Source organism: Pontitalea aquivivens (genome assembly GCF_046507575.1).
GTDB classification, from domain to species: domain Bacteria; phylum Pseudomonadota; class Alphaproteobacteria; order Rhodobacterales; family Rhodobacteraceae; genus Pontitalea; species Pontitalea aquivivens.
Map to the genome: position 1 here is coordinate 1 of NZ_JBKFEY010000045.1, position 11,364 is coordinate 11,364.

Sequence of the window (11,364 nt, forward strand, 5' to 3'; positions counted from 1 at the left end):
GCTCGAGCTGCTGAGTAATGATGTCACGGAGAGACATCTGGCTGGATACCTCGATCCGGTGCACCTTGAATTTGCCCGCAATCGAGGTGGCCGCTTCTGCCACCTTCGGATGCCGGATCATTGGGAGGTAAGCAGCATCTTCTGCCACGAGCGACAGTACGGACATCAGGTGAGATTTACCGGTCCCGTAGTTGCCGACGACCAACACCCCCTTGTGATCAACGCTTTCGTCAAACGAAATTTGCGGGATCATCTGGTTCGCTATGCGTTCGGCCATGTCGTCGGAAATGACGTAGGTCGAAACCAGCTTCTTGGCCTCTTCAGGCCGATTGGCATCCAACAGCTGAATGACCGATTCAATCTGCTCGAACTGAATGAGATCGCCATAGTGCATCGGCATCCCCGTTCCCCTTTCAACTTACTTTGAAGATGACCACACCTTCAGTGCTGTGGTCCTGATATTCTGGATGACCCGATACGGCGTAAGACAGGCGATCGTCGCGAAACTCTCCCGGCCACACTGCGACGACACGGCGGACGCGCGACTGGCTCTTCAATAGGTCGAGTGTCGAAACAAAAAGCGTTCTGTCGAACAGGAGCTCGATGTTGTCGAGCAAGAGGATACCGTTGGCAGATGCCGAATCCGCAAGAGCCTTAAATAGCTCTGACACTTTCAAGTTTCTTCGGGCCCTTGAAAGGGAAAGCAGATCTCTGCCAAGTGCCACGCCCACGTTCAACACTTGAACCTGCATACTTTCCGAAAGCTTGCCCAACAACGCGCTTTTACCAGAGCGTGGCCGGCCTACCAAAAGAACAAGCTTGCTGTTTAGCGATCCGATGTCGCTCACTACCCGCTCGAGGTCATCAATCATTTGGCGGCCCCTTCGTGACAGGCATACCGCTCGCTTCTGAGCCGGAGCGAACCTTGTCCGCATTTAAAAGCACAATCTGCTGGTCCTGGGGTTTGCGCGCTGCGGGGTCGGTGTCGAGCCCAAGTCGCTTGAGTGCGTAGAACAAAAGCGCGCGACGGACAGCGATCTGAGCACGACCCGCTTCCATCCCATAGTCCATTTCGATGGCACGGCGCTGGTTGTCTGAGAGGTCCGGGTGTGGGCCAATCTCGAGCACCACCTCATTGTGCCATGCCTCATCTGCGCTAGGCTCTGCTGTGACAGGCTCCTGCCCGCCAACTTCAACAATCCGCGACAGCAGAAAATCCTTGAAGACCTGGTCGTTCTGGCAGAACGCGCGGGCATGCCAACGGAAGCCGTCAAAGGCGAGGGCGTGCGGCTCGATCCAGCGCGCGCTGGGCTCCGGTCGCGACATGGATTGGTAGGTGACTTGCAGCGCAGCAGGCTCGCGGATCGCGGCTAACACGTCGCGCAGGGTTTCCGGCGCCACCCCGCGCGCGGGCGTCGGCGTGGCCCCAAAGCTCGGGAAGAAACTGATCCAGCTCTGCTCCGCGCTGACCAATCCCTGGTCCACCGCGCGCAGCTGGGCGAAGTACTCCTCGGCGTCGGGCTTCAAATACTTTGGCTTGAAGAGCTTCCCGCGCAGGTAAGTTCTGAGGCTCTTGTCGTAGACAAGATTGCGCTTTGCCTGCTCGATGTAGGCGTTCAGGTCCAGCGATGCTTGCTGTGTCGAAACCCCAAACGCGTCCATCAAGTCCCCTCGGTTGATCCGGCCCTGCCAGAAGAGACGGAACTCGATGAACTCGTATCGCCGTTCGACACCCCAGTTCAGCTGCTTGCCCTTCTTGCGAGTCACTCTCTGCCCTATCTATATGTCGCATGGATACATGCGTCTAGTTTTTTGATTGACTCACCAAGCCGACCAACGGACCTTGGACGCACCTGAAAGCCGATTCGTGACGAGCCCGTCACGTTCTTAGACGTATCACAAACCTGGGGGCTCACCTCAGCATAACCCTCCCGATCTGCTTTCGGGAAGGGAAAAGGAGCTGCTGCATGAAAACTTCTTCGAAGCCACGGGCATTTGGCGTCTTCGTGGTGCTGGCAATCGCTGGCTGCGCCGAACTTGAGCCCCTCACCGAATACCGCCCCGTGGTCGATCCGGAACGCACCAACATGGCGCGATTTGAGCGCGATCTTGAAGCATGCCGGGCGGTCGCCGTGCAGGTCGAGGCGGACTACCGTCAGCGACAAGAAGAGCAGATGGGCGCAAACATCATGGCCGGATTGCTCGTCGGCGCAATCACCGGCGCGGTGGTTGGAAGCGGCAGTGGCTATCAGGGGGAGATGGTGGCGTATGGTGCAGCCAGTGGAATGGCCGCAGGGGCGGCATCCACTGACTACACCCACGACCTCGTGACATTTGGCCCGCGTCGCATCGTCGATCGCTGCATGGCCGAGCGTGGCCACGCGATCCTGAATGACATTGGCCGCGGTTAAACGCGTTTCGCTGAAAGGACATCCGACATGATGAAACTGCGCACGCTCACCGCCTCGCTGCTGATCAGTACCTGCCTTGCTGGGCATACAATGGCCCAGGAAAGCTCGGCGCTCGATGCAGAGATCGCCGCCATCGACAGTCAAATCACCGAAGTGGATGCCACGATCGCCCGTTACGATGGTGGTCTGATCCGCATGCTCGCCGAAAGCCGACGAGAAGCACTGCTTTTGTTGCGCACGATCGTTGAGGCCCGGCAAGAGGCTGAGGCCACAGGCGCGACCATCGAAGTCAGCGTGCCAGCCGTAGAACCTAATCCCGAACGTGCAGAGCAGCTTCTTGGCGAGATGGCGGCGCAACAACAGCGTGTCGAAGCGGCCGAACGCGAAGCCGCATCCGCTGGCGGTCTGATACAAGCTGTAGCGCTAAGCCGCGTCGAAACAGAAAAGCTCACCCTGGCCCAGTTGCAGATGGCCTATTTGCAGGCGCGCTATGGCATCGCGTTCCCAGTAACACCTCAAGCGGTGGCTCCGACGACGCCAAGCCACGATGCACCATCACCCGCGGCCACAGCAGATGGTGACGAGGGGACGGCGGCCCTACCCTGGGCGGATCCCGACCACCCGAACATCGATTACAGCCTTGCTCCGTTCGAGCAGGCGCACAACGAGGGGGATCGGATTTCGGGCTGGTGGGTGATCGACGAGGAGCGCGCTGCGATCGATGACAGCCCATCCGTCGTTGCCATCAACTATTCGGCCTATGATGCGCGCAGCTTCAGCGGGATCACCGCGCTTCTCGCGCAGTGTCGGGAAGGCGAGACATCCATCGTCTTTGTCCAAGACGATTTTCTGATGAGCGCCATTCGACGGAACTCGTTCGATATCAACTACCGGATCGACGACGCACCAGCGCAGTCGACCCGTTGGAACGAACTGACCAACAACAAGGGCGCTGGGCTCTTTGGATCTGCGTCCGAAGGCTTCTTGCGCGACCTCTACAATGCCGAAGAGTTTTTCATCCGGCTGACCGATGGCAATGGCCGACGCTATGACGCGGAGTTTGACCTTGCCGGCATTCAGGAGGCGATCGAGGCTGTAGCTGGCGCATGTGGCTGGTCCACGCTCGATCTCTCCCGCGACGACTACCGTGCCATCCAAACGATGCTGAATGCCGGGGGCTTCAACGCAGGAACGCCTGACGGCGTCTGGGGCGCTGGGTCACGCAATGCGCTCCGAGCATTCCAGGAGCAGAACGGGCTGCCACCGACCGGGGCACCGGACCGAGCAACGCTCGAAGCGCTGGGCGTTTCAGCCGGTGAATAGGCCAGCTTTCCAAACCATTCGTCGAAAAGGAACATGACATGGAATTCATCATCGCGGGCGCGATCATCTTTGGCGTGATCGGCATCTTTGTGGACGGAGCACGTGGCGCGATCTGGGGCGTTGTGCTTGGACCCATCGGACTGATCATCGCGGCCATCCTGAAGACGAAGAAGAGCCAGAATTGACGGTGTCGGTGGTCAGACGGAGCTCTCGCTCATGGCAACAGCGAATGCGCGGGCGCTCCACCCCTCTATGAACGTCGTGATTGCATCCAGCTCTGCCACGCACGCAGCTTCCTGAATACGCAGCGCGTCAATCGCCGCCCTGGCCTTGGTCAACGTCATCCATTCGGTTTCCGGCGTGTCGTCGGCGGACCACTTTTCTCGCAAGTAGGCGTTGAACCGCGTCGTCTCCTCGGCGTTCAAGAGTGAGGGGCTGTGGAACGCCACCAGTCGCCGCCCCAACTGACGAAGGCGCGGATCTGAAAGGCTGGCCACGATTTCCTGTCGCCGCGGCCAGTCGGCGCGTTGGAATTCCTGAAGGAGCTGCTTGTCAGCGTTCGAGTAGAACGCGCCATAGATCTGTTTTTCGACGGGTTTCGGCGGCGCCTCGGGATCCTCGACGAAACGCGCTGCCATCGCAGCGCCAACCCTCCGCCGAAACGCTGGAGTATCCGCAATGATCGCGGCGCGGCGAAGATGCTGGGCGCTGGGCGCCGGCAAATCAAGAAGTGCCGGCGCCTTGTTCGTAGAGACACCACGGATGATCTTCGGCGTGCCATCCACCGCAGCAAAAAGCGCTTCATCCGAGGCGGTGATCAGCTCCGCGGGATCCGCCGCATCAAGATCAAAGAATGCCGCCTGCGCGGCGTTGCCCTGGGAGTAACCGCAGAAGCAGCCTGTATAGGCGCGGGGCTCACCGCCGCCGAAACGTGTCACGAGCTGAAGCGGACGGAAGGTTTCGAGCTTGCCTTGCACCTGCGCTTTGTGAGCCGCCTGCAGCAGCTCCGCCCAGAGCGCTGGGCTCCTGGTCGCAAACTGACGGGCCAAATGGATGGTCGCCTCGACGTCACCAAGCGCGTCGTGGGCGTTGTGTGCATTGAACCCGTTGGCAGGCGCAAGCCGGTCAAGCTTGAAGCTCCGCCGCCCCGTATCATCGGTTGGCCAGGCGAAGAGATCCGGATCACGTACGAAGGCGGCGTACACGGCGGGCAGAATGTCGAAGCGGCTGTTGCCGTTGAACTGCGTGGCGTAAACGTTCGGCATGAGGTTCTGATAGAAAGTCTGCCGCAGGACCTCTTCGTCAAACTTCATCGTGTTGTAGCCGACCCAGATCGAGGGCGACCAGCGTTGGGTCAATTCGGCCACCTGCTGCGCGAAGTCCAGCAGTGACGGCAGACTTGGATCGATCAAGTGATCCGGCACAACGCGGGTAACGACGAGCGCTTGTGGCGAGGGCAGGATATGCGGCGCCAGGCGGCAACGGATATTGATCCGCTCCCTCTCCACGAAACTCTCATCCGTCCAGATCGCTGCGAACTGCAGCGGCTGGTCGAACTCCGGCGAGATGCCGGTGGTTTCAAGGTCGTAGAATACAAAATCCATGGGGCACTGTAGCTTGGGGTGGGCAGTTCGTCAGCAGCCATAGTTTGATGGAAGCGCCAAGGCTCATGCGCCCGTTAACCTTTGCGCCTCGACCCACCGCAGCGAGCGTGGCAGAAAGCAAGCGGCGATCAACGCCGCTCCCCACAATCGAAGACGGACCGATTCTTGCTGCGACCGACCCTGACCCTCTGCCTGCTGCTTCTGCCCCTGTCGATTTCGGCGGAGACAATCACCGGCGTTGCGAGCGTCACCGATGGGGATACCCTCGAAATCCGCGGCACGCGCATTCGCCTGCATGGGATTGATGCCCCGGAGAGCAGTCAGCGCTGCACCCGGCCCTCCGGCCAAGAGTGGCGTTGCGGCCAGCAGGCAGCACTGGCCCTGTCGGATCGGATCGGACGCCGCAGTGTGAGCTGCGAAGAGCGCGACATCGACCGCTACGGGCGCACCATTGCAGTCTGCTCGCAGGACGGCGTCGATCTCAATTCCTGGATGGTCCAAGAAGGCTGGGCGGTGGCCTATCGGCAGTATTCCCGAGACTACGTCGGAGAAGAGGCCGAAGCCCGACGCGCTGGCCGGAATATTTGGTCCGGCGGCTTTGTCATGCCTTGGGACTGGCGACGCGGCGCAAGAACACCATGAAACCCGAGGCCGACAGCACCACGGAGGTTCTGGCCGGCCTGGTGGAACGGGTGACCTTCCACAATTCCGAGAACGGCTTCTGCGTGCTGCGGGTGAAAGCGCGGGGCCACCGGGATCTGGTGACCACCGTGGGCCATGCCGCGATGATATCAGCCGGCGAATGGATCACGGCGTCAGGCATCTGGCTGAACGATCGAACCCACGGGCTGCAGTTCAAGGCGCATTTCCTGAAGACCTCGGCACCCTCGACCGTCGACGGCATCGAGAAATACCTCGGCTCCGGCATGATCCGAGGGATTGGGCCGGTATATGCCAAGCGGCTGGTCAAAGCCTTTGGCAAGGATGTGTTCGACATCATCGAGGCGGCGCCCGAGCGACTTCGTGAAGTCACCGGCATTGGACCGATGCGCGCGGCCAAGATCACCGCCGGTTGGGCGGATCAGAAGGTGATACGCGAGATCATGGTGTTCCTGCACCAGCACGGGGTGGGTACGGCGCGCGCGGTGCGGATATTCAAAACCTATGGCACGGATGCCGTGCAGGTCATGAGCGAGAACCCCTATCGGCTGGCCAAGGACATCCGCGGCATCGGGTTTCGTACCGCGGACACGATCGCCGAGAAGCTGGGGATCGAGAAGACCGCGATGATCCGCGTGCGCGCGGGGATTTCCTTCGCGCTGACCGAAGCCATGGGCGACGGTCATTGCGGCCTTCCCCGGGCCGAGTTGATCGGACTGGCGGGCAAGCTGCTCGAGGTCCCTCCCCCGCTGATCGAGAGCGCGCTGCAAGAGGAACTGGCGGAAGAGACTGTGACAGCCGATCGCGTGGGCGATGCGGACTGCATATTCCTGACCGGGCTTTATCTTGCCGAACGCGGGATCTCCGAGCACGTGAAGCGCATCCGCGCGGGCGCCCTGCCTTGGCCGGAGATCGACGCAGACAAGGCCCTGCCATGGATCGAGCAGAAGACGGGCCTCACTCTTGCGGCAAGCCAGGCCGAGGCGATCCGGCTGGCACTGCGCTCGAAGCTCATGGTGATTACCGGTGGTCCAGGCGTTGGCAAGACCACCATCGTGAACTCGATCCTGCGCATTCTGGCTGCCAAAGCGGTGAAGCTGCTCCTTTGCGCGCCGACGGGTCGTGCGGCCAAGCGTATGACCGAGGCCACCGGGATGGAGGCCAAGACCATCCACCGGCTTCTAGAATTCGACCCGAAGGCCTTCGGTTTCAAACGCAGCGAGGAGAACCCACTCGACTGCGACCTTCTGGTCGTGGACGAAAGCTCGATGGTCGATGTGCTGCTGATGCAGTCGCTCCTGAAGGCTGTACCCAGCACCGCGGCGCTGCTGATTGTCGGGGATATCGACCAGCTCCCCTCTGTCGGGCCCGGCCAGGTGCTGGCTGACATCATCGGCTCTGACGCGGTGCCCGTGGTCCGACTGACCGAGGTGTTCCGGCAAGCGGCCCAAAGCAAGATCATCACCACGGCGCATGCCATCAATGCGGGGCAACTGCCCGATCTCGGCAAACCCGATGGGGAAGCGGACTTCTATTTCGTGCCGGCTGCGGATCCGGAGCAGGCCGTGCTGCGGATCGTCGAGCTGGTCGCCAAGCGCATCCCCCAGCGCTTTGGCTTCGATCCGATAAAGGGCATCCAGGTCCTCTGTCCCATGAACCGCGGCGGGGTCGGTGCACGCTCGCTCAACGTCGAGCTTCAGGCAGCGCTGAACCCTGCCGGCGAGAAGAAGGTCGAGCGTTTCGGCTGGACTTTCGCCCCGGGCGACAAGGTCATGCAGATCGAGAACGATTACGACAAGGACGTCTACAACGGGGACATCGGCATGATTGAGGATGTCGACCTCGACGACGGCGAGGTGGCCGTAAACTTCGACGGCCGCACCGTGACCTTCCTCTTCGGCGAACTCGACACGGTGGTCCCCGCCTATGCGGCGACGATCCACAAAAGCCAGGGATCGGAATACCCCGCCGTCGTGATCCCTGTCATGACCCAGCACTACGCGATGCTGCAGCGCAACCTGATTTACACCGGGGTCACCCGCGGCAAGAAGCTGGTCGTGCTGGTGGGCCAGAAGAAGGCCGTGGCTATCGCGGTCAAGAACGTGTCAGGGCGTCGGCGCTGGTCAAAGCTGGATGAGTGGCTTGGCGGCAATCTGGCGTCCTAGCCATTTCAGCTGTCCCGATCCGCTGCCGCAAGTGCCGCGATGTTCCTCGCGAGCCTCTCAGCCATCAAGCCCGCCGAAAGCGCCGACCCTGCAATCCGCTGAAGCGCCTGTCGCGCATGCTCGACCTCGCCAATTCGCGTCGCCGCGACCATCAGGTGCTCGACAGCTTCATCGATGTCGAGCGGGGTCGGCTCATACCCCCGACCCTCGACGAGGTGCCGGATGGCCTGCAAAGCGACCTGCATTGCGAAGCTCGACTCCTTAAGTTTCAGGTCGCGTGCCGCGCGGATCAGGGTTGCAGGCGCCGCATCGTAATGTGCGGCACACTCGAGCGCGATGTCGAGGAACCGCGCAGTCTTCGCGGCGGCAAACCATTTGCCCTTCGAGCCATGCATCTCGATCAGATCCTCGAGGATCCGACGCGCATCGAGGTCAGGGTATCGTTTCACCAGATCGCGCCACATCGCGAGATAGGTGTTGCCCGAGGCAGAAGGCAGGCCAAAGCGGCGATAGGCCTCTTCCTCGCGGCCCTGGCCGGCCAGGATGCGTTCACAGAACGCAGCGATCTCGACATGGCCCCATTGCCGTCGCTGATCCAGGAGCAGGGCCTCAGCACGGGCAAGAGCTTCGTCTTCACGCCCCTGGCGCAGCAGCGCCTCGGCGCCGAACTTCTCATCAAACCAGAGGCGGGTCTTCTTCTGCTCAAGAAGCGCCAGCAACTCGTCATACCGCCCAGCCTCCAACAGGCAGGAGAGCGTCAGCGTCGCTGTCGGCACATGGATGAAGCGCACGTGGTCGGACCAAGCCGCCTCAATCATGTCGAGGTCCCTGTCGGCATGCAGGTTCATCAGAGAGGGGTAAGCTGCAATCTGACCAAAGCAGTCTGCGATCGGTGCGAGATAATCCACGCCGTCGTCCTCGATCGCCTCGCGCAGCTGCTCGAGCCATTTCGCGCGGGTCTTTTCGTCCTCCGGCGCCTCGATCAGGACCGGCAACAATTCCTCCAGCGTCCGGCGCACTGCGTTTCCAAGCGCGCCCGAGGATGTGTCGATATGCTCGAAGGCAGGCCAGATGCGCTGGGCGAGCGCGATGACACCTTCGGCGGCCGTCACAGTATCGACGCGCGCAACGGCACGGATCTCGGAGCTGGCCGATTTCAGCCGCTCGATCGCCTTGGCCGATGACTTCCAGCTATAGGCGCCAGCGCGCATGCCCGGCTTGAATGCCCATTTGTGTGTTGCCCTCGCCACCATCTACAACCTCCCCGCCATGCGCCGGGCGTTGGTCTCGATGGCCTCGGCTGTCTGTGTAACGTAGCCGTTCGTGGCACCGGGAAGCGCGCTCACGTCAGCCGTGATCTTCTCCCGGTTTGCCACCAGTGCATCGACGATCTGCTGCACGCGGTTTTTCACATCGGTTGGGCGGTAGCCGTTTTCACGGGCAATGGCTTCCCAGTGCCGTCCCGCAACCATGTCCGGATTGCGCTTCTTGCCGTCGATCGATTGGGCATAGGTCTTCACAACATGAGGCCAGGACAGCACCGTCGAGACGTCATAAAGCGGCGCCAGGCGCGACGCGGCCCCTACGGGCAGGATCAGGGAATAGTTCTTCGCATGCGCGTCGGTGTTGGCGACGAGGATGTTGAAGATCACCTGATCGAGCAGCGCCAGGGCATCGCTCGCGCTCACATGACGACCGGTCTCGAGGAGGGTTTTGAGGTCGAGGCCGGGCAGCGTGCCGCGCTCGTATTTCCGGCCGGGCGGCAGACCATTGGCCTGCGCAAAATCCTCCTGGTGCAGGCGCAGGAGCTGACCACTGCGCCCGACCCTGCGATCATAGCGCAGCACAGCGATGGCGGTTCGCTTTGACGACTGAAGGATGGTCGCTTGCGCGGCGTCGATCCCGACGGCCTGCGCCATCCGCAGACACCAGACTTCGTTCTCGGTGATGCCGGGAAGGTTCGGGTTGTCGGGCTTCACGATCAAGGTGGACGGCGCCCCGTTGAGGGGGATGGCAAGGACGTCGCCCTCCTTCGGAAGGCGCAGCACGGGCGCACCCGTCTCGTCCAACACGGCCAAGGCAGACTTCTTCTGGCCGCCCGCCAGCGACTGACGCACGCCCTCCTCGCCAACCAAAAACGGCCGGCGACCGAGATCCTCGAAGTGGCGCTCGAGCGCCAGACGCGGATCTGCGGTACCATAGAAAGCGGTAAGCGGCGCATATTTCCAGGCACCGCGATCGGTCGCGGTACCGAAGGACAGAGCGCCAGCGGTATCGCCGCCTATCTCTGCCAGCACCGCGAGGACGTCTGCTTGGTCGAGGCCCAGGGATCTCGTCAGAACCTTGAGCTGGTCTTCCTCCGGCAAGAGGTTTGCCAGCCAAGGCGAGATGACGTCGGGGGGATAGGGTTCGGCCCGAAGGGGCATCGTCACAGACAAGGGGAAAGCCCCGGCCGTCTTTAGCCAACGATCCGCATATCGGAAAGAGAGAGACCCATCAGCGGTGACGTCGACCTGCCCTACTGCGAGGCCATCAAACCAGACGGGGACAGACGCCGTCACTGGTAGTCTCCAAGGTCATAGCCCTCGGAGGGCGACATGGAACTGCGCGGGGGTGCGCTGCCTCCGTCGGCGATCAACGTGGTGAGGGGTGCGCGCAGAGCGTCAGCGATCCGCTTCAGCGTCGTCAGCCGGGGATCACGTTTCCCCGTTTCGATCAGAGAGAGCGCCGGGGCGCTGATGCCTGTCAAGCGGGCCAGCTGTTCCAGGCTCAAACCCTGCGCCGTCCGGGTCTCTCGGATCCGGCGACCGGCATCCGCCAGCAGGGTCTTTTCAGCATTGTCGACCATTCACGCAACCTTACCTTTTTCGGTAATAGTAGCGGCAGGCAGGCATGCTTTCAAGGCAATTTATCTTTAACGGTAAATCGCAGCATGGACACTACCTTTCCTCCGCGCCCCTTATCGAATAAGGTAAGAGCCAATCGGGGGGATGGAGAGCATTTTTGCCGGGCTGAATGCCCGCGAATGCGGGGCAATGCACGCCAGTGCATGCGGCTGCGGGCGAATCCGGTTTTTCTGGTGCGGTGTTGATGTGGCGTTGATGTAAACGCGCACGCATAATTCCCCAGTGTTTCACTAGGAAACTAAGCGTTTGTTTTATTTGAGGATTTTGGTTGCGGGGGCAGGATTTGAACCTGCGG

General features: G+C 61.4%; 13 protein-coding genes. 5 read left to right on the forward strand and 8 right to left on the reverse strand.

Translation table 11 applies throughout. The annotated features are described in order from the left end of the window. The 3 genes from ACK8OU_RS19260 to ACK8OU_RS19270 form a co-directional block, all read right to left on the reverse strand. A partial coding sequence (locus ACK8OU_RS19260; protein ID WP_410304962.1) for a DUF6079 family protein occupies positions 1-400 on the reverse strand: 400 nt, incomplete at its 3' end. Between the two features lie 13 nt (positions 401-413). After that, a complete protein-coding gene (gene brxF / locus ACK8OU_RS19265) occupies positions 414-872 on the reverse strand; it encodes a BREX-3 system P-loop-containing protein BrxF (protein ID WP_410304963.1) in 459 nt (152 codons plus the stop codon). Further along, on the reverse strand, positions 865-1,767 hold the full coding sequence (locus tag ACK8OU_RS19270) for a WYL domain-containing protein (RefSeq protein ID WP_410304964.1): 903 nt from the start codon (positions 1,765-1,767) through the stop codon (positions 865-867). The genes brxF and ACK8OU_RS19270 overlap by 8 nt, the downstream gene beginning before the upstream one ends. Before the next feature lie 200 nt (positions 1,768-1,967). On the opposite strand from ACK8OU_RS19270, the gene ACK8OU_RS19275 reads away from it, so the two are divergent. The 3 genes from ACK8OU_RS19275 to ACK8OU_RS19285 are packed head-to-tail and all read left to right on the forward strand — an operon-like array spanning position 1,968 to position 3,919. Next, positions 1,968-2,411, forward strand: coding sequence for a glycine zipper family protein (locus ACK8OU_RS19275; protein WP_410304965.1), 444 nt, complete (start codon positions 1,968-1,970; stop codon positions 2,409-2,411). Between the two features lie 27 nt (positions 2,412-2,438). After that, the gene (locus ACK8OU_RS19280) at positions 2,439-3,734 is read left to right on the forward strand and encodes a peptidoglycan-binding domain-containing protein (RefSeq protein WP_410304966.1); all 1,296 of its coding nucleotides are present in this window, start codon (positions 2,439-2,441) and stop codon (positions 3,732-3,734) included. A 38-nt stretch (positions 3,735-3,772) separates the two neighbouring features. Further along, the gene (locus ACK8OU_RS19285; protein ID WP_410304967.1) at positions 3,773-3,919 is read left to right on the forward strand and encodes a hypothetical protein; all 147 of its coding nucleotides are present in this window, start codon (positions 3,773-3,775) and stop codon (positions 3,917-3,919) included. 12 nt (positions 3,920-3,931) lie between these two features. Here the strand turns inward: ACK8OU_RS19285 and ACK8OU_RS19290 are convergent, their stop codons facing one another. Continuing rightward, on the reverse strand, positions 3,932-5,338 hold the full coding sequence (locus tag ACK8OU_RS19290; RefSeq protein ID WP_410304968.1) for an exonuclease domain-containing protein: 1,407 nt from the start codon (positions 5,336-5,338) through the stop codon (positions 3,932-3,934). 165 nt (positions 5,339-5,503) lie between these two features. On the opposite strand from ACK8OU_RS19290, the gene ACK8OU_RS19295 reads away from it, so the two are divergent. After that, complete coding sequence (locus tag ACK8OU_RS19295; protein ID WP_410304969.1) at positions 5,504-5,980, forward strand: thermonuclease family protein; 477 nt, start codon at positions 5,504-5,506, stop codon at positions 5,978-5,980. Further along, positions 5,977-8,163, forward strand: a complete 2,187-nt coding sequence (gene recD2, locus ACK8OU_RS19300; RefSeq protein WP_410304970.1) for an SF1B family DNA helicase RecD2 — start codon at positions 5,977-5,979, stop codon at positions 8,161-8,163. The genes ACK8OU_RS19295 and recD2 overlap by 4 nt, the downstream gene beginning before the upstream one ends. Positions 8,164-8,168: 5 nt before the next feature. Here recD2 and ACK8OU_RS19305 read toward each other — a convergent pair whose 3' ends face one another. The 4 genes from ACK8OU_RS19305 to ACK8OU_RS19320 form a co-directional block, all read right to left on the reverse strand. Next, positions 8,169-9,416 (reverse strand): hypothetical protein, encoded by a 1,248-nt coding sequence (locus ACK8OU_RS19305; RefSeq protein ID WP_410304971.1) that lies wholly within the window; start codon positions 9,414-9,416, stop codon positions 8,169-8,171. Beyond that, the gene (locus tag ACK8OU_RS19310) at positions 9,417-10,724 is read right to left on the reverse strand and encodes a type II toxin-antitoxin system HipA family toxin (protein WP_410304972.1); all 1,308 of its coding nucleotides are present in this window, start codon (positions 10,722-10,724) and stop codon (positions 9,417-9,419) included. Next, positions 10,721-11,011, reverse strand: coding sequence for a helix-turn-helix domain-containing protein (locus ACK8OU_RS19315; RefSeq protein ID WP_410304973.1), 291 nt, complete (start codon positions 11,009-11,011; stop codon positions 10,721-10,723). The genes ACK8OU_RS19310 and ACK8OU_RS19315 overlap by 4 nt, the downstream gene beginning before the upstream one ends. Positions 11,012-11,102: 91 nt before the next feature. Further along, on the reverse strand, positions 11,103-11,364 hold a 262-nt coding region (locus tag ACK8OU_RS19320), incomplete at its 5' end, for a hypothetical protein (RefSeq protein WP_410304974.1).